Origin of the sequence: Novipirellula galeiformis (assembly GCF_007860095.1) — a bacterium.
Classification (GTDB): Bacteria; Planctomycetota; Planctomycetia; order Pirellulales; family Pirellulaceae; genus Novipirellula; species Novipirellula galeiformis.
The window spans coordinates 388,515-407,194 of record NZ_SJPT01000003.1 but is presented as its reverse complement, the minus strand read 5'-3'; the positions used below and the strand labels follow the sequence as shown (position 1 = coordinate 407,194).

11 protein-coding genes are annotated in these 18,680 nt (G+C 55.4%); 4 read left to right on the top strand and 7 right to left on the bottom strand.

From position 1 onward, the window contains the following. Window positions 1–163 precede the first annotated feature (163 nt). On the top strand, window positions 164–1,108 hold the full coding sequence (locus Pla52o_RS09705) for a hypothetical protein (RefSeq protein ID WP_390620851.1): 945 nt from the start codon (window positions 164–166) through the stop codon (window positions 1,106–1,108). On the opposite strand, the gene Pla52o_RS09700 is transcribed toward Pla52o_RS09705, so the two are convergent. Further along, on the bottom strand, window positions 1,094–1,531 hold the full coding sequence (locus Pla52o_RS09700) for a hypothetical protein (protein WP_146594410.1): 438 nt from the start codon (window positions 1,529–1,531) through the stop codon (window positions 1,094–1,096). The genes Pla52o_RS09705 and Pla52o_RS09700 overlap by 15 nt on opposite strands. Between Pla52o_RS09700 and Pla52o_RS09695 the strand changes: the two genes are divergently transcribed. Continuing rightward, window positions 1,530–4,979 (top strand): WD40 repeat domain-containing serine/threonine protein kinase, encoded by a 3,450-nt coding sequence (locus tag Pla52o_RS09695; protein ID WP_146594409.1) that lies wholly within the window; start codon window positions 1,530–1,532, stop codon window positions 4,977–4,979. The two genes, Pla52o_RS09700 and Pla52o_RS09695, sit on opposite strands and share 2 nt — an antisense overlap. Window positions 4,980–5,128: 149 nt before the next feature. Here Pla52o_RS09695 and epsC read toward each other — a convergent pair whose 3' ends face one another. Further along, a complete protein-coding gene (gene epsC, locus Pla52o_RS09690; protein ID WP_146594408.1) occupies window positions 5,129–6,097 on the bottom strand; it encodes a serine O-acetyltransferase EpsC in 969 nt (322 codons plus the stop codon). Between the two features lie 265 nt (window positions 6,098–6,362). Continuing rightward, complete coding sequence (locus Pla52o_RS09685; RefSeq protein WP_146594407.1) at window positions 6,363–6,800, bottom strand: hypothetical protein; 438 nt, start codon at window positions 6,798–6,800, stop codon at window positions 6,363–6,365. Between the two features lie 501 nt (window positions 6,801–7,301). Here Pla52o_RS09685 and Pla52o_RS09680 point away from each other — a divergent pair. Then, window positions 7,302–7,694, top strand: coding sequence for a hypothetical protein (locus tag Pla52o_RS09680; RefSeq protein ID WP_146594406.1), 393 nt, complete (start codon window positions 7,302–7,304; stop codon window positions 7,692–7,694). A gap of 176 nt (window positions 7,695–7,870) precedes the next feature. Here the strand turns inward: Pla52o_RS09680 and Pla52o_RS09675 are convergent, their stop codons facing one another. Next, window positions 7,871–10,312: an efflux RND transporter permease subunit gene (locus Pla52o_RS09675; RefSeq protein WP_146594405.1), complete on the bottom strand. Its 2,442-nt coding sequence runs from the start codon at window positions 10,310–10,312 to the stop codon at window positions 7,871–7,873. 362 nt (window positions 10,313–10,674) lie between these two features. Here Pla52o_RS09675 and Pla52o_RS09670 point away from each other — a divergent pair, with 362 nt between their 5' ends. Further along, a complete protein-coding gene (locus Pla52o_RS09670) occupies window positions 10,675–11,910 on the top strand; it encodes an NAD(P)/FAD-dependent oxidoreductase (RefSeq protein WP_146594649.1) in 1,236 nt (411 codons plus the stop codon). A 384-nt stretch (window positions 11,911–12,294) separates the two neighbouring features. Here Pla52o_RS09670 and Pla52o_RS09665 read toward each other — a convergent pair whose 3' ends face one another. From Pla52o_RS09665 to Pla52o_RS09655, 3 genes are all read right to left on the bottom strand, one after another. Continuing rightward, window positions 12,295–14,913 carry a DNA gyrase subunit B gene (locus Pla52o_RS09665; protein ID WP_146594404.1) on the bottom strand — a complete coding sequence of 873 codons (2,619 nt, stop codon included), beginning with the start codon at window positions 14,911–14,913 and terminating at the stop codon, window positions 12,295–12,297. Between the two features lie 360 nt (window positions 14,914–15,273). Then, window positions 15,274–15,738 carry a ribonuclease HI gene (rnhA, locus tag Pla52o_RS09660; RefSeq protein ID WP_146594403.1) on the bottom strand — a complete coding sequence of 155 codons (465 nt, stop codon included), beginning with the start codon at window positions 15,736–15,738 and terminating at the stop codon, window positions 15,274–15,276. A 753-nt stretch (window positions 15,739–16,491) separates the two neighbouring features. Next, window positions 16,492–18,345, bottom strand: a complete 1,854-nt coding sequence (locus Pla52o_RS09655; RefSeq protein WP_146594402.1) for a sensor histidine kinase — start codon at window positions 18,343–18,345, stop codon at window positions 16,492–16,494. Window positions 18,346–18,680: the final 335 nt, after the last annotated feature.

Genomic DNA, 18,680 nt, shown 5'->3' with positions numbered 1-18,680 from the left:
GGGGACCTCGCCCGGTTGTCCTGCCGCTTTCGACCAAGCTTCACGTGTCGCAGTTTGTCGGTCGCGGTTTGTCGGTTTTCGCAAAAGGCACTATCCTGGGAATAGATGAAATGAACTCGCCCCTGTTTGGTAAAGGAAGGCTGGAAAAATAGCCTGTTTGATGATGAGAACGAGCACTCCAGCGAACATGATTCGCAACGCGGCGGCGTTAGTCGTTTTGTTCGGAGCGGGATTGATGATCGGCGCAGCATCGCTGTTCGCCCAAGCGATCGCCGAACCGCCCGTCGAGACAAAGCCGAACGCAAAGGTGGCCTCATCGGAGGGCGCCTATTTACGGATCGATAAAACCGACGCGGAAAAACCGCGAGCTCTACAAACTGCGATCGTGCGTTACGTCGGCAAACCCAACACGCCCTACGCCGGTCGCATCGTCGACCTTGTCGGCGTGGTCCATATTGGTCAACACGAATACTACGCGGCCTTGAACAAGCGATTGGCAACCTACGATTCGGTGCTCTACGAGTTGGTTGCCCCCGATGGCACGCGAATTCGCCCCGAGGATCTGGCGAAACGTCGTTCGATCCTGTCGTCCATGCAATCTGGCATGAAAGACATGCTGGGGCTGGAGTACCAGCTTGAGAAGATTGATTACATGGCAAAAAACTTTCGTCATGCCGACATGAGTCCCGAAGAGTTTGTCGAGGACTTGAGTCGACGTGGGGATAGCGTTTGGAAGATGGCCGCGCGAATGATGGGCGCTGGCCTCGCTTCGCAAGCCGCCACCGGCGGCGAGGCCGGAATGTTGTTGGCATGGTTCAGCGATGACCGCGCCAAGCACATGAAACAAATGATGTCGCAACAATTGATCGACGTCGACGCGGTCACCGCCGGGCTAGATGACGCGAACGGTGAGAACACTTTGATTAAGGGGCGTAACGCAAAGTGTTTTGAAATTTTAAAAGAAGAACTCGACGCAGGAAAAAAGAAAGTTTCTGTTTTTTATGGGGCCGGGCATTTGCCAGACATGGCCGAACGTTTGGAGAACGACTTCTTGATGAAAGAGAAGAAGACCTCCTGGTTGGATGCTTGGGATTTAACCCGCAACTAGGCCTTCGGCGGCCGCTTTCGCCGCGCCAGTCCACCGGCCCGCCAGTCCACCGGCCCGCCAGCCCATCGGGTAAGGATGGCTGCGAGGCGGGTTGGCGATTTCGGCCTTTTTCTCGCTCGCCCGCGTGAAGCGTTCCGGGCGACGTTCGTTTTTGCCGCCCCGATGTCTCGCCGCCCCGGTGTCTCGCCGCGCCACGAAGTGACTCGCCCGGCGGCTGGCTCGACGCGTTTTGTCGGATCTCGGGCCGCGCTCTTGCTCGTTCGCGGGAATCTCATCGCTGCGAAGCTCCCTTTCCTCCGGAACGGTCGGTTGCTGTAGTATCGATCCCCCCGTAAACTCGATGAAGGAACGCAGGTTTTCTTTTCCAAAACCGTATTGATCGAGGGTAGTCAGCCGATGTCTATCGGAACTGGGCTTTTCCATGAGCAGCAACGAATTGCCAGCTGATAGTGATTCGATCTCATCGCTGAGAAATCGTGCGGCGGCGTTTCGTGAGGAATTGCAGCACAGTGGGACTTTTTCGTTTTCCGGCGCCCCCGCGGTTAACGAAACGCGATTGAATGCGATCTTGCGATGGTTCGATCGTCAACAGGATATGACCGCGACGAAGTCACTCGCCTCGGAGGGATTGTCGAGCGATATTGAGGCACCCCAAAAAATTGGTCGTTTCAGCATTCGCGGCGTCATCGGTGTGGGGGGATTTGCGACCGTTTATCGCGCTCATGACGAAATGCTACTGCGTGAGGTCGCGTTAAAGTCGATTCGTCGAACGGCGAAAACGATGACCGATGATGAGGATCCTCGGTTGCGAGAGGCGCGGGCCGCAGCTCGGCTGAGCCACCCCTGTTTGGTTCCCCTTTATGAAGCGTTCCAGGATGTCCAATCGGTCTATTTGGTGTCCGAATATTGTGAAGGCCCGACGCTCGCCCAATGGCTGAAACAACACCCTGGACCGGTCGATCCCTCGCTGGTGACAGATATGGTATTGCGGTTAGCCGATGCGATCATCCATGTGCATGAACGCGGACTGGTTCATCGTGACATTAAGCCGCAAAACATTTTGCTTCAGGAAGCGGCGACTGCGGAAGGCAAACGCAGGCTGACTCCGCGATTAACGGATTTTGGGTTGGTTCGCGATCTGTTTACCGAATCCGCCGACGATTCCGAGGGGCGGCTGGTGGGAACATTGCATTACATGGCCCCAGAGCAAGTGATCGATAGTGAACACTCTCATGGCGAAGCTTGTGATATTTTTTCCATCGGTGTGTTGATGTACCAGATGCTAACGGGCTTTCTGCCGCATCGTGGCGTGAATGGTGCCGATTTGTTCAATGCCATTTGCTTCGACAATCCCATCTCGCCGCGGGTCGTCTCGGGCATGATCCCCCGAGATCTCGCAGCGATTTGCCTGAAATGCTTGGCCAAGAACCCCAGCGGCCGTTACGCATCGGCGAGTGCACTCGCCGCTGACCTCAACCGGTTCCAACAAGGGTTAGCGGTCCGTGCCCGGCCACGCTCGATCGCGGAGCGGACATGGCGTGCCGTTTGGCGATCACCCTTGGAATCCAGTTTACTGGCGACCGTTTTCCTGCTGATTGCGGTGGGCGTCATGGGGCTGGCACGCAGCAATCGCCGCTTGGAGGAACAACAGAATTCTCTACGCGTGGCGTTGGCGGACGTACGCAAGAGTGAAGAAAGAGCGGTTGAACTCGAGCACCAGACAAGAGAGCAACGCGATCTGGCGAAGTCGAGTGAGCGTGTTGCGATCCAGACCGCTTACCTTTCCGATTTGCGCAACGCCTACGCATCGCTTGCGCACCATAATCCAGCGACGGCACTTCAAATTGCTGCTTCGATCCAGCAGTACGCCGACGGGGTAATCCCCGTAGGTGTCGATTTGCGGTTGCTGCAATCGAAGGCGAGAGCGGGCTGGACAAAACTAAAACCGCATTGGGGGCCGATTCGCGACATTGTTCTTTTGCCAAACCAAAATGGCGTGGCCGTGGTCGGCGAAGAGGGGACCATTCGAATTCATAATCTGGATGACGGAACGGTCGTCAACGAATTTCCTCTGCGAAGTGACATGCATGTTTTTGCCTTAGCGGTGACGCCGGATGAAACGATGCTTGCGGTGGGCCAGCAAATCGCGCCCGATGGTCAATGGCTAAACGCCCTCAACCAGGTTGAGTTCATCGCTTTAGACGAACGACCGGCTCCCGCCCGCTTGATTGACTTTCCAACCACGGTGGAATCACTCGCCTTTTCTCCGGACGGCAACCAAATTGCGATTGGATGTCGATATGAGAGCGTCCAAGTGTTTCCTCTCGGCTCGGATCGGACGTCACCAGCGGCCCAAGCTTCGATGATAATCGAAGCGGTTCGCCGCAATCATTACATCGCATTCTTCCCCGAATCCCAGCATTTATTGATCTTGAAAGAACCCAATGAGCCTCACATCGTTGAGTTGGCAACCGGAAAAACCATTCGTCGATGGTCGATGCCTGATTCGCTAGACCGCATGGCACGCTCGGCAAACGGGCGCTTCATTGCATGCATGTACCATGCGGAGAATTACGTTCACTTGCTCGATACGGAATCGCCCGATCAATGGATCACTCTGGAGCATCCAGGCAGCGTGACGGCAAGTGTGACGCTTTCCGCGGACGGAACTAAAGTCGTCGCTGGACTTCGTAACGGCGGCATTGCGACTTGGGATCTAGCGAAACAAGGTTTCCGATGGCGTGACCTCCGATCGTGGACCGAGACGAACGCCGATTCGATCCTGCCCTTGTCCGAGCCCCAGGTGTTGCACAATGGCATGGTGACCGAAATCGTTCTGGATGAGCATGGTCGCATTGTCAGCGGGGGTGCCGACGGTTCGGTGGCTCTCAGTTCATTTTACGGCGAGCGTGAAACGCCAGCGTTAACGGACAAGAAAACGACCTTCGCGGAACTGACTCCCGATGGTAAAACCGTTTTCATGGCCTGCGACGATGGCGAAGTCTTGTGGGTGGACATCGCCACCATGCAAGTTAAAAGTGTGCTGCCCAGCAATCCAAGCACCTACCCCACGGTGCTATCGGTATCAAAAGATGGACGTTGGCTAGCGGTGGGTTTCGATAACGGTGAAACCAATTTGGTGAGTGTGCGGCACCCTGAGGTCACCTATTTGATCCCGCATCCGGAAGCCGGCGACAAACACACCTTCATTGAGAGCATTGAATTTGATTCGCTCAGCAATCGAATGCTCGTCTCGACCTTCGCCGGCAACGCGGTTCGTTTATTCAAGCTCCCTCCCCGCGCTGACACGTCCGATGATCTTCCTCATCAGATTGAATGTGTCGGACAGCATGCATTTCCGATTTCGCACCGAGAGAGCATCCTGTTCGATGACGGCCGATTTTTGTTGTTCGGCGATTACATTGCCGAATTCCAGTTTCCACAATCGAGTATCAACCTTGTCGCACGCGGCCTTGCCGATATGCGGTCCGCGTGCATGGATCGTTCAAGTCGCCGAGTCTTCACCTCCGCAGCAGACGGTCGCATTCGCTTGCACGATTCGGGTGGACGTATCCTGAAGACAAGCAATCGCTGGGAATCGATCCGGAACGGGACCCGTTGGGCACCCGAAATCGTGTCCATTGCTATGACCCCGGATCAGAACAGTGTGCTGACGGGCGGCGATGATGGCTCGATCGGTATTTGGAACGCAGAGGATCTACGTTTTGTCGGCACTGTGATCGAAGGCAATGGAAAGGGTGCGATCAGCAACATTGCGTTTGCCAGCGACGGCAAACGGTGGATCTATCACCAAGCCAACGACGACGACGATGCGTCGGAGATCGGTCTGAGGATCCATTCGATCGATTGACCCGTGTGATTGATCTGCGCGATTGATCTGCGTGGTTGCACCGAGCAGTGCAGGCAAGCGACTTTGCAATGGAATCACTCATATCGCTTCGCGGTAAGACAAATTAGCCGCCGCGCCCGATGGAACATCTCAAGGCCAATCAGGAGCCGCTAAATTTGGAAGTTCATTTCGTCAGCGAGCGAATCATTTTTTCCGTTGCGAACCTTCAATTGTGGCTTCTCTAACACCACCGTCGTCTGTGGGCCCACACTCTTGGTGATCCAAACGCTCGAGCCAATCACACTGTCTTTGCCGATCGTGGTTTTCCCACCCAGGATGGTGGCGTTGGCGTAAACCACGACCCCATCTTCGATCGTCGGGTGTCGTTTGCTGCCGCGGATCAATTGACCGTCATCATCGGTCTTGAAACTGAGCGCCCCGAGAGTCACCCCTTGATACAACTTCACTCGGCGACCGATTTCACACGTTTCACCAATCACAACCCCGGTACCGTGGTCAATGAAGAAGTGATCTCCAATGGTTGCACCTGGGTGAATATCGATCCCGGTTTGCTTGTGCGCCCATTCGGTCATCATCCGTGGGATGAAGGGGACGTCGAGCTTGACCAATTGATGAGCGATACGATAGACCGTGATCGCTTCGAAGCCTGGATAGCAGAACACCACTTCGTCGGTGGTTTGGCAAGCGGGGTCGCCATCAAACGCGGCCTGGACATCGGTCGCAAGAATGCGTCGCAGTTCAGGAATTCGCTTGAGCAATTCGATCGCCATCGTTTGACCTTTGGCTTCGAAATCGACGTCGCTTTCGCAATCGGTGTGTTTCTTCTGAACGCGACTTTCGTGCCGCAACGCACGAGCGATCTGAGTGGTTAACTCGTCGTGCAGCGAATCGATCAAACTACCGACGTGGTAGCGAATGTTGCCGGTATGAAGCCCCGTTTTGCGGCGGTAGCCCGGATAGAGAATATCCTTGAGATCGAGCAGGATCTCGACCACTGCGGTATAGCTGGGCAGCGGGCAGTGTCCGAGATGGTTGATCGAATCCTTGGGGGTGTAGGTCGCAACAATCTGCTCAGTTAATTCCGGCAGCTGCTCTTTCAATCGAAAGTCGGACGACACGGTGCTTCTTTCTAGTCAGACGTCAGAGGAACGGAACAAACTCAATCAGACGCATGGGAGGTAACGGTGGCGGACGCTTCCATCACCCACATTGTAACGGCACGCCTAGCCTTTGGCGTCGCCATTCTAGCGGACATGCCTCGCAGCCAGCCGGTTCGGGTGGCCGTTGAGTGGGAGTCCGCAGTTCTCACTGGGCCCTTGAATTGCGGCTCGAAAACCAAAACCAATTCCCGGCGGTGTCAGTCTTATCGCCCTCCGATTGGCTTTAGCGGCCGATCGACGGAGGGTTGTCCATCAAGAAATCACGAGGCCCGCGATGACTGTAGTATGGGTAGGCAACTTGGCCGGTGGGAGGTCCGGGAGTGAACGGTTGCCCCTGCAGTTGAGCGCCCGCCTGATGCCCCAACACGCCGGGGTTTAAGTGCGAGCTGTAGTCCAACCCGCCCTGTTGCCAGCCGAGCTTTCCTGCAACGCAGCCTTGACGACCACACCCGCCTTGGGAACAACCGCCGGGACCGCATTGTCCTTGGCCCGCAAAGCGTCCCGCGAGCCGCCCCGCGATTCCGGGGCGGCCAACCGTATCGCCCGCGCCGCAACTAGCATTGCCACAGCTATGGCAGCCGCCGCGAACGCCGTGTTGCATGCAACCCGAAGTGCTGATCAATAGAGCTGCAAGAGAACCAATCAAAAGCCAACGATTCATCGCCGAATCCTTCTGCGAATTACGCCACATGCTTGTAGCGAGAGTGCTGTGGTCTGTATTTAAGGGTCGCTCATGCAAATCCGTTCTTTCAAACCAATTTGCTTGACGCGACTTCGTTTCAGTAGTGTCATTCGGTCTTTGACGGTTAAGCCATACACACAATCGCTGCGACCCGAGCAAAGGGAACTCGTAGGGCGTGACAAAGACGACTCAAATTGCCTGGTTTATTGCTAGCGTCGACGAGGAAAGGTGGGTCGGCCTATTTCAGCAGGTGGCGAGCGGCAGGTGGCAGGTGGCGAGCGGCGGGCGGCGGGCGGCGGGCGGCGATGTCGGTTCGAAAGGACCGAGCTGGCGCCGCCTCATTTTTTTCGCCTTGCCATCGATCGTCCATCTTTGGTAGTCCCGAGTGCGGCGACCGTCTCGATCGCGGTCGCCGCATCCTCGCGGTCTTAACAGGATCGTTAACGGCCTACGTATACGACGCAAAAGGAATCGACCGTCATGCTCCGGCACTCATGGATCAAGCTAGCAATTTTTATCGGCCTGTTCAGCGGAATCCAATTCGCCGTTCCTCCATCTGCCAGCGCCCAGATCACCGCTCCGCGCACCCTCTCGGCATCGTCTGGTCGGCTGGCGACGCTCGAAGAGCAATTGACCAATCGCTTGCGAGCGACGAGTGAAGATCAGCGTGCTTACCTGCGATTTTTAGTGCTCCAGGTCAAAGAGGAGAAGCTCGATACCCGGCTTGTCGTAGCGGTCGAACGCTATGCAATTCGCCGGCGGCCTGATTTCCCGTTTCCGTTCTTCGAGCGAGCAATGAAAGTCCAGGCGTTGAAATACGGCGTGGTGATGCCTCCTGTGAAATCATTTGCTTCGACGATTTCGCTGGACTGATCGGTTCACCGAGTCGAGGCTAACGCCGCGATGCAGTATCGCCGGAGGGCAGATGCAGTATCGCCGGAGGGAAAGCGAGCGGCACCGATTTCGAGCGGTACCGATTTCAACCGGCACCGCTATTGAGAGCTCGGGGGGAATCGAATCGAGAGATCGATGACTTCACTGTGAGTGGGTTACCGGTTGCGACTACGCCGCCGCAAGGGCCTCGGAAGACGCCGCGTGTCGGCAGGCTTTTTACGGATGGGCATATCCGCCGCGATCGCCGCTTTGGGATCTAAGCCGACCGGGCGTGCTAACCAACGTCCCAACGGACTGGCCATCAACGATGGCAACAACAACACGTCGCCGAGTAGCGCGGCTAGCAACAAGCCCATCATCAAGACTGCGAATTGGCTGGTCGGTACAAAGCTGCTGAACCAATACGGCATCAGTGACAAACCGCAAACCAACGTCGTTTGCAGCATGGCCCATCCACATTGGGACAACGCACCAAAGACCGCTCGGATTTGCCCAAGTCCCCGTGCACGCCGCGAACCGTACCGGCTGACCAAATGGATCGTATCGTCCACTGCGATTCCCAATGCAACACTTGCGGTCATCACCGATCCAATATCCAGCGGTGTCCCGTACAACCCCATGCATCCGAACAATGCGACTGTGGGAAACAGATTCGGGACCATCGCGATCAACCCGCCAAGGATGCTGCGTAGCAAGAACATCATGACGATGGCGACGATCCCAAAGGCCGCCAAGAAACTGCGGAACAAGTCTCTCAGCAGAACCTCTTGCGCTTTTTGCACGATCGCAACGTGTCCGGTCAGGATGACCTTGGCGTCGAGTTCACTATTGGCAACCTCGTCTTGCACCGCGTGACGGATCTGCGCGATCATCTCGCCATGATCGACGCTTTCGTTTTGTGGCAATCGAATGCTGACTCGCCACACCTCGGCTTTCTCATCACGCGAAATGAAATGCAGTTTTCCAATCGAGGACTCAGGGTCACGGATCAACGAACGAATCACGCTGCGGTTCGCGGTTGCCGACAAACTTGAACCGGATTGCACGGGCGGAATGAACGATAGCGGGGATAAAACTCCATCGACTGAATCTTGTTTCAACGCCGTCATGTGAACCCGTTTGACTAGATCCAATCGCTCGAGCGGATCTTGGTCGTCGCTGATGGGGGGAAACGAGACGAGCAATTCACCGGTGACGGTAGGGCCAATCTTTTTCTCGAACCATTCGTATTGGCGGCGAATATCGCTGTCGGGAAGAAACATGCGCGGCACGTTGACCGACGTCTCTAAATTTCGAAGCCCAAAGCCAAGTCCGATCGTGATCGCGACAAAACCGATGATCACCGGCCAGGGGCGTGACAAACGTCTGCGGATCATGCGTCGCAAACGGCCACGAATCCTGCGGAACAAGGTATGGGTGGGCTCGACGTCTGGACTTAGCGTGCGGGGATCCGTCAACACCATCGCGCCAGGCAACACGAGCAGCAACATCAACAACGTGCTTAGCACGCCAAGTGATGCGATCGCACCAAAAACTCGAATCGGTTCGATCCGCACCAGCACCAACGACCCCAATCCGACGACGGTGGTTCCCGTGGCGAGTAAACAGGGGGCCATCCCGGCACGCATCGCGCGATACGCCGCCCCGGTGCGATTCAACTCCGGATGTTCGTGTGCGGCGTCGAGGTAATAGTTGCTAAGGTGAATCCCAGCCGAAACGGTTAGCACGAACACCAGTGGCGGTAACACAATCAAGACCGCGTTTAGCGGGGTGCCCCAATAATAGACGGCAGCCAAAACCATGCCTTCGCCAATCACGGCAACCGACGTGATCACGGCGGTCAAGGGAATCGAGCGGAGTGCGATAAAACATAGGATCGCGGCAAAGACTGCCGAGGGGGGGGCGAAATAACGGACCGACCGCACACTCGCTTCATCCACCGCGGCGCCATCGAACGGGCCGCCCACCATCGCGATCATGTCCGCTTCGAGTTGGACGCTTCGAGCAATCAATTGGCGGATCACCGGTAACACGCCACGTCTGGCGACAAGCGCGGCTTCGTCCATGGAAAATACCATGCACGTTTGTTTGCCATCCTCGCCCACCATCGAACCACGCAAGCGGGCCACGGCAACCCGCCGGGGTAAATTGGCGGGAGCGGCCATCATTTGATCCATCATGTTGGATCCGGTGCGACACCATTTTAAGGGCCGTTCCACCCCGCAAATCTTGCGAATCTCGGCGATCGAATCCTCTGCCCATGGGGGTAATGGATCGCGATCTTCGTCCAACGATACGTTCACTTGCTGGCAAAGCGGCTGCAGAAAGGCAGCAGCACTTTGAAGCGATTCCGAATCGAGATCAGCTCCTTCCCAACCCACCAAGATGATGTCCGCGGCGGAGAAGCGATCGGTGAATTCGTTAAACTCAGCCTTTTCGGGTAGCGAGTCGGCAACCCAATCGGGCGGACGATTCAAAATGCTCTCAATGGCTGCATGCGAGTGCAGGATTGCCGGAATCGCGAGCAGCAACAGCAAACCGACACCGATCGCGAGTCGTCGCAAATAACGACGTCGACGGTAATCGATTGCGGGCATGGAGGAATTCTCGCGGTTGGATTGACAATGGGAACGTCACGCCTCCATGGCAGGACGCCCCGGAGGCAAGGTTGCGGACTAATATGGGTTATAGCCATCGAAAACGGATTTTTGCAGCCGCTCTCTACGTAGCTTCGCAAAGAACCTTGCCATGCGGGTTAGAATAAACCGACAAGAGAAACTGTACCGAGCGCGCTTCCGAGGGGAAGCTTTTTTGCTTACCGATGCTTAAAATTGCGACTCGTTGCGATGCTCACGCCGGCTTCGATGCCGCTCGAGCCGGATACAAGTCGCCAATTGGCCGACCGTCTCGTGTCCCAATGGCAAATAAACGAGACAAGTCCCTGAAGAAGAGGAACATGATGAAGTCAAGTTACGATTGCGTGGTCGTCGGCGGCGGACCCGGCGGATGCTCGGCAGCGGCGATCACCGCAGAAGGAGGCCTTTCGACGCTACTGATTGAACGCGATCCGTTTCCTCGTTTCCATATTGGTGAATCGCTGATGCCAGAAGTTTACTGGCCCCTACAGCGACTCGGCATGATCTCGCGGATGCAGCAGGCTGGCTTTCAAGCCAAAAAAAGTGTCCAGTTCGTGACCCATCGTGGCACCGAATCGGCGCCTTTCTTTTTTCGCGAACACGACATGCGCGAGTGCAGCAGCACATGGCAAGTCGAACGCAGCGAATTCGACAAAATGCTGTTTGATCGCGCTGAAGAATTGGGGGCGGATTGTTTTGATCGAACTCGATTGCTCGATGTCCGTTTTGACGAAATGCAAAAAGTGATCGGAGTCACCGTCCGCGACAAAGACGGAAACGACCACGCAATCGATTGCCCGGTCGTAATTGACGCGACTGGTCAACAGTCGTTTATCGCAAACAAGCTGGGATTACGGCAAGTCAACCCAGACCTTCGCAAGGTGGCCGTGTGGTCCTACTACCGTGACGCCCTCCGTGGCGAAGGGGACAACGAAGGAGCGACCATCATCCTGAATACCGAATCAAAGGACTCCTGGTTTTGGTTCATTCCCCTGTCACGCGGGATCACTAGCATTGGCTGCGTGGGGGATACCGATTACATGCTCAAAGGACGAGGCAAACCCGAGCAAGTTTACTTTGAGGAAATGGAGCGCTGTCCCGGCTTGCAATCTCGTCTGGAGAATGCGACTCGACTTGGCGATATCCGCACCGCAAAAGAATTCTCGTACATGACCACACAACATGCCGGCGATGGGTGGGTGTTGGTTGGTGATGCGCTCGGCTTCCTCGATCCCGTCTATTCCTCGGGCGTCTACTTTGCGCTGGAGATGGGAGTGCGAGCGGCAGACGCGGTGGTCGACGGATTCAAGAAAAACGACTTCAGTGCGTCACAACTTGGGCGATGGACACCCGAGTTTCTCGAGGGCATGCAGTGGTTACGTAAACTCGTGTACGCGTTCTATCGCAAAGAGTTTAGTATTGGACGCTTCATGAAAGAGCATCCCGAGCATCGAGGTCGTGTCACCGATTTGTTGATCGGACGGATCTTTGATGAGAGTTCCGAACAACTGTTTCGTGACATGGACCATTCCATCGCCAAGGCGCAAAAGGCGATGTAAGCGGTCGGCCCACGGAGAGTTCTTTAGCGAAGCCTCTCGGACGCTTGAGTACTTTTGCTAGGTCGTAGGGCCGGTTCGCATGTCAATTTTTAATGTGCTTAGAGGCTTCCGCCGCGGCTTGGTTTTCGGAGCGTGGAGCTTGTGAAAGATCCTGAGCAGCGGATGATCTTTGACAAGCATCCACGACGCTCTACCCAAAGGTAAACGGTCAACCCGAAGGTAAACGGTCAACCCGAAGGTAAAGGGGAGATCAAATACCAATAGCAGCGTCAGGATTTGATTTTGGGTAGCGGAACTCGCGTGGGAGTTTCGATTCGCAGCGTGATTTGCCGAAAGTCTTGACGACTTCCGCTACCTACCCCGCCCTAAGTCTCGTCCTTAGCGTTACACGTCCAAGTTACGCACATCGAGTGCGTGCTTTTCGATGAATTCGCGGCGGGGTTCGACTTTTTCACCCATCAACAAACGAAACATTTCGTCGGCCGCACCGAGGTCGGTCATGTTGACCTTCACAAGCGTTCGGTTGACGGGGTCGAGGGTCGTTTCGCGGAGCTCTTCCGCGTTCATTTCACCAAGCCCTTTAAAGCGGGTGACCTGCAGACCTTTCTCACCTGCGGCGCGGACTTCGGGAAGCAGTTCGCGAAGGTCTTCCAACGGTCGCCGAAAATCTTCTCCCCGCACCAACTCGAACCGCGCCGTCGTTGATCCGGTTCGTTCGATCGGAATCAAATCCTCCAAAGTGAACTGCAGCGGCAGGAGGTCCTTCAAGCCGCTGTTGATCGTCCGTACTTCATGAAGTTCGGCCAAGTGAGCAAGCACTTCGGGGGTCTCCGGTTCCTCTTTTGCTTTTTCGCCCGCGTCATCCGAGGTCAATTTGAGCTGGTCTTCTTCGCTCTCCTCGCTATCGAGTCGCCATCCCTTGTCGTTGAGCATCGTTTCCACTTCCTCTTGGTTGTGGAACCAGTGCTCTTCGTTTTCGTAGGTCAACAAGAGTGCAGGCAATCGACCGGTCACGGGATCTTGGCGTACCGCGTGAATTCGCAGACTAAACCCACGTCGCTCGAGCGCCAAAATCGCATCTTCCATCGAGGCCAACGTGGTACACAATTGGCGCATCGTATCGCCTTCGGCGCGGCGACCGTCTTCGGCCTCGAAGATCGTGTCGTTCAAACCCCGTTCAAGCAATTGAGACTTCATCTCTTCATCGCTTTGAATGTAATAGCGCGACTTGCCGTGTTGAACGCGGAACAAAGGAGGTTGGGCAACGTAAACGTGTCCGGCGGCAACCAATTGATACATTTGACGATAGAAGAAGCAGAGCAACAACGTGCGAATGTGGCTGCCGTCCACGTCCGCGTCGGTCATGATGATGATTTTGTTGTAGCGACGCTTGGTCAAATCTTGGTCTTCACCGATGCCAATCCCGATCGCTTGGATCATCGATTGGACTTCCTCGTTGGCAAGCACTTTGTCTTCGCGACTCTTGTAAGCGTTGATGATCTTACCTCGCAGTGGCAAGATCGCTTGGTATTGCCGCATCCGCCCCCCTTCGGCCGATCCACCCGCAGAGTCACCTTCCACCAAATAGACTTCGCACTCTTCCATCTTTTTGCTGATGCAATCGCGAAGTTTGCCTGGCAAACCGCCGCCGCCGAGTGCATTTTTTCGATTCCGCAGCAGGTCTTTTGCTTTCCGAGCTGCTTCACGGGCTTCAGCAGCGAGCAAGCCTTTGCGCACGATCGTTTTGGCAACCCGCGGGTTCTCTTCAAAGTACTTTGCCAATTGCTCGCCCACGCCCGCATTGACGATGCTTTCGACGTCGCTATTACCGAGCTTGGTTTTTGTTTGCCCTTCGAATTGCGGATGCGGGACTCGCACGCTAATGACGGCGGTGATCCCCTCGCGGAAATCGTCGCCACCGGGGACGGCCGAGCCTTTGAATAAGTTTTCTTTCTTGCCGTAGTTGTTTAGCGTCCGCGTCAATGCGGAGCGGAACCCCGAGACGTGCGTGCCCCCTTCGATCGTGTGAATGTTGTTCACATACGATTGGACGTTCTCGGTGTACTCGGCACTGTACTGCATCGCGATGTCGAACTGAGTCCCGTCCTTGTCGCCTTGCAATTGGATCACGTCGCTGTGCAACACATCGCTGGCGCGATTGAGATGTTCGACGAATTCGATAATCCCACGCTCGTATTTGAAGTCGCCTCCCTCGCCATTGCGTTCATCATGAAATTTGATGTGCACGCCGCTATTCAAGAACGCGAGCTCTTGCAGACGCTTGAAGAGGGTGTCGAAGTTGTACTTCGAAACACTGAAGATCTGATTGTCGGCCTTGAAGGTGGTCTTCGTACCGGTGCGTTTCGTCGCACGTCCTTTCACGACCGGACCGGTGGGCACACCACGCTCGTATTCTTGGGTCCACGTAAATCCATCGCGGCTGACCTCAACCTCGGCCCATTGGCTCAAAAAGTTGACGACGGTGACGCCGACGCCGTGCAACCCGCCCGAAGTTTGATAGGCGCCTTTTTCAAATTTGCCTCCAAACTTGAGTACCGTCATCACGCCTTCAAGCGTACTGACCTCTCGATCGAGTTCCTCCGAGAGTTGGTCATGGCGTGTGACCGGGATACCGCGACCGTCATCCTCGACCGTCACGCTACCGTCGGTATGGACGGTGACCGAAACGGCGCTGGCGAAATCAGCCATCGCTTCGTCGATCGAGTTGTCGACCACTTCGTAGACCAGGTGATGCAGACCACGATTCGATGTATCGCCGATATACATCCCGGGACGCTCGCGGACATGCTCTAAGTCCGAAAGGTGCTGCAAATCCTTGTCGGTGTATTCCGAGTTGGCTTTGGGAGAAATCGAAACCTGGATAGCGGCAACTTGCTGAGTCTCAGCAGCATCGGTCACTGCCTCAACTTCGGGGGTTGCGTTTGCATCAACAGAAGGATTTGCATCGTCGGAGAGGGGTTCCGATTGTGGGTCGTCGCTCATGAAAAGCCTGTGTCGAGAACACTCGGGAAGTAGCCGAAAAAAGTTAATCGGGTTGCGACGTATTCTAACGGTTTTGGCGACTTTCCGCGATGCCTCCTCCGTTCCGCGAAACGGGGCGTTTTTACGGCGTTTTTGACGTTTCCTAAAGGGCTTGGCACTTTGCCAAAGCTGGATCGAGAAAACCCCGGTTTGCGGCCGTGATGGATACCTCGTCGGGGCCGTGAGTGTCTCGCATTGCCGAGGGGTGTGGTGGCGTTGATTAAGACCGCTCGCAACCCGACTGGCGTGTGCGTTTCAAAGCGATCGATCTGCGGACGCCACGTTTAGGGCGGCAAGGGCCGTTGAGGGACCGAGGACCGCTTAGCGCGCCGATCGCGGCAAGTATTTCTGGTACGCCTGGACGGCTAACGTGTCACAGCGTTCGTTTTCGAGATGACCGGCGTGCCCTTTGACATGGTTAAAGATGATCTTGTGCTGCTGCATCAAGCGATCGAGCTCACGCCATAATTCTTCGTTCTTGATCGGCACTAACTTGGAACCATCCTTGCGTTTCCAACCGCGACTCTTCCAGCCCTTCATCCAACTGGTCATCCCCTGACCCACGTAGGTGCTGTCGGCATGCAGCGTCACCTCGCATGGCTCCTTGAGCGACTCTAAGCCGCGAATCACCGCCATCAACTCCATGCGGTTGTTGGTCGACTCGGGTTCGCCATCACTGCGTTCGAGTTCCTTTTCGGTTTTGCTACAGCGTAAAATGAACGCCCAGCCCCCGGGGCCTGGGTTTCCACTACAGGCGCCATCGGTAAATAGATCCACTTTTTTCATAATTCGATATTTGGCTTTGCGCTTTTCGTAAGACGCGGTTCGTGCTTTGCAATTGATCCAATGAGTTGATCCAACGAGTCCCTTCGGCAAAACCGATGGCCAACCCCACTTTCGCTTTCAAGAGGGGCATAACGACGCGGAAACTTGCGATTTCCCCATCACGCCACCTCCCCAGCCGATAACCTAACAAATGCGAAGGCCAGCGAACATTGTTTGTTTGCCATCCCTGGGTTTCGACATGCATGTTGGGGGCTCATGGTGGGCGCAGGCCGCTTTTTGCATTGCGGCGACCTGATCGGCCCTGATCTCCCCCGTCTCCCGATCTCGGCCGTCGCACGTACGGTGCAAAACGGAGGTGGTGGCTCAAGTGTCCAGATCGCGGCGTCATGACAGGCATGAATTTCACGAACCCCGACGAAGCTAGGGCTTAAACAAGCACGGATTTGGGAGACAAAGGATCGGAGCTCCTCATTCATGCCGTTTTGCCGCAGGTGTATTGGAGTGCAACTGGCGAATTCAGGGGAACGACAATCGTATCTCAAATTTTGTAAAAAGACGGAACCGTTTCTCGTGATCGAACGGTCGCATGGCTTTGCCTTCGTTTGATTCTGAATCGCAATCTTACGCTTCATCCTCGTCTTGTCGGGTTTTCTCCGGCCGAGCGCGGTTGCGCAGACGGGATTCCAATTTAGAGTTGCTTGTTTGAGTGGGATGGCTATGGCTATGGCTATAGCTATGGCGAAGCAGACGCGGCTACGGCGAAGGCGGCGCCGTCGTCAAACCACTTGCGGTGTCTTGTAATGCCGATGGCAGTGCACTTGGCGTGCGGTTGGACATCGCAGGGACCTCTGGTAACCGCCACGGCAACGTGACCCAAAATCGGCTACCACGCCCCAGTTCGCTCTCAAAATCGACTTCACCGCCGAGCAGTTTTGCTAACTCCTTGACGATCGATAGCCCCAGTCCGGTGCCCGAGAACTCACGCGTTAGCCCTTCGTCGTTGAGTACCTTTTGGCTCTGACGAAACTTCTGGAAAATGATCGATTGGTCCTCTTCGGCAATCCCCACCCCGGTGTCGCTGACCGAAAGCCGGAAGCGACCGTTTTTTACCTCTTCGATATGAACGGTGATCATGCCCCCTTCGGGGGTGAACTTGATCGCGTTGCTGAGCAAGTTGTTGATGATTTGGCCGAGTTTATTTTGATCTTGGAACGCTTTAGGAAGATGTTCGGGGACCTCGACGGTGAGCGAAATATTCTTCTCTTCGGACAACGCGTGAATCATGTCGCACTGGGCCGAGACGAGTCGGGAGAGATCAAATTCCGTTCGTCGCACTTCCATCTTGCCCGCTTCGACTTTTGCCAGATCCAAAATGTCGTTGATCATTTCCAAGAGCAAACGACCGCTTTTGCGGATATTCCCAGCGTATCGCCGCTGTTTGTCATTGAGCGAATCGATGCCTTGAAGCACCTCGGAAAACCCGATGATGCTATTGAGCGGTGTTCGTAATTCGTGACTCATGTTAGCCAGAAAGTCGCTTTTCAGCCGGTTGGCCTCATAGAGCTGCAGGTTTAGTTGTGCAAGCTGATCCACCCGAGCATCGAGTTCGCGATTGACCTCTTGGATCTTGTCCTGAGTTTCGGTCAAGTGGCGAAGCATTCGATTGAAGGCATCGGCCAGTTCGCGAAACTCGTCTTCGGTATCAATCGTGGCTCGTTGATTCGTATCTCCGTGGGTGATCGCATCGCTGACATCACGAAGGTGATACAGGGGTTGGAGCACCAAATAGCGAACGATCGCGTGTAAAACAAACAGGGTCACCGCGATGATCAGCATCGCAAGTGCAATGACGATCGCGCGAATCCAAGTCGTTTGCTCGTGTGTTTCCTGGTACGGCATACTGACCCGAAACACACGAAACGGATATTGGGACGCCAACGTCGCCGGATCTTCATCGGGGGATGTCGAGATCGCGCCGCCGGTCGGACTATGGCACGACAACACACAGGTGGGTTTGAAGAAGACGGGCGAGTAATAGATGTAGCGATCGCCCACAGGGCCATCTTCGGCGAACACCGTTGTCCCAAGCAAACCGATGCGACTCATCGATTCGTTCTCGCCTAAATCCAACGGTCGTTCCACATCGGGACGGTCTTGCGCGATCTGACGCGTTAACCATTCGCGATACTGTGGCTGCAGACTCTTCAAGCGGCCAAGTTCCATCGCGCCAAGCGTGGTCGACGACGAAGGCAACGCAATGCTGGGCAAATTGTCGTAGGGCGACGCGTCTCGCAAAGCGAGAATTTGAAAGTCGATTTTGGAATTCAGTAGCTCCGAACGTAACCCGCCCAGTAGTTCTTTGTCCCGATTGACGACCTCCGAGGGCAGTTCGGAGGACCACTGAGCGTCGCTGTGGATGAGCATCAATTCGGCTGCCGCATAGTCTCGCGCTCGCTGGCGTGTGGTGTTCGTGACCAGACTTTTGGCCAGCAATTGAACCACAAAAAAGGCGGCACACATCAATACAAGTAGCGCTGAGCCAAAAAAGAGCAGGCATTTCCGCTCGAGGCTCATGGAGGAGAAAACGCTCTTGATGAAGCGAAACATGGGAATCAGAGGCAATCGTAAAAGGAAAAAAGGCAGCAAGGTGACACGCTATGGCACCCGAAACTTGCCTCTCAAACAATCAAACCGGCGTTGGGAAACCGCGGCTTCGATCGCTTGAGCGGCACCACGATAACCGCGATCGATCGCTAAATCATCGGACGGGGCGGAATAAGTTGCCCCTTCTGCGGGGCTGTTCGTGAGGGGGCCGAAGGAGTTGTGGTTGACCTACAGTGTGACGGATTCGGCCGATCCAGGGGAGGCGAGTTTCGCAAACGCCCTTCGGGTCGGTGCTCCTAGCTCATTCTGGTGATTCGTTCCTTAAAACCCCACCCGTC

What these genes read in the sequence shown, in the direction of transcription:
- Pla52o_RS09675 (WP_146594405.1), bottom strand. Translation starts at nt 10,312, where the DNA reads ATGCCCGCAATCGATTACCGTCGACGTCGTTATTTGCGACGACTCGCG.
- Pla52o_RS09685 (WP_146594407.1), bottom strand. Translation starts at nt 6,800, where the DNA reads ATGAATCGTTGGCTTTTGATTGGTTCTCTTGCAGCTCTATTGATCAGC.
- Pla52o_RS09655 (WP_146594402.1), bottom strand. Translation starts at nt 18,345, where the DNA reads ATGTTTCGCTTCATCAAGAGCGTTTTCTCCTCCATGAGCCTCGAGCGG.
- Pla52o_RS09665 (WP_146594404.1), bottom strand. Translation starts at nt 14,913, where the DNA reads ATGAGCGACGACCCACAATCGGAACCCCTCTCCGACGATGCAAATCCT.
- Pla52o_RS09695 (WP_146594409.1), top strand. Translation starts at nt 1,530, where the DNA reads ATGAGCAGCAACGAATTGCCAGCTGATAGTGATTCGATCTCATCGCTG.
- Pla52o_RS09680 (WP_146594406.1), top strand. Translation starts at nt 7,302, where the DNA reads ATGCTCCGGCACTCATGGATCAAGCTAGCAATTTTTATCGGCCTGTTC.
- Pla52o_RS09670 (WP_146594649.1), top strand. Translation starts at nt 10,675, where the DNA reads ATGAAGTCAAGTTACGATTGCGTGGTCGTCGGCGGCGGACCCGGCGGA.
- rnhA (WP_146594403.1), bottom strand. Translation starts at nt 15,738, where the DNA reads ATGAAAAAAGTGGATCTATTTACCGATGGCGCCTGTAGTGGAAACCCA.
- Pla52o_RS09700 (WP_146594410.1), bottom strand. Translation starts at nt 1,531, where the DNA reads ATGGAAAAGCCCAGTTCCGATAGACATCGGCTGACTACCCTCGATCAA.
- Pla52o_RS09705 (WP_390620851.1), top strand. Translation starts at nt 164, where the DNA reads ATGAGAACGAGCACTCCAGCGAACATGATTCGCAACGCGGCGGCGTTA.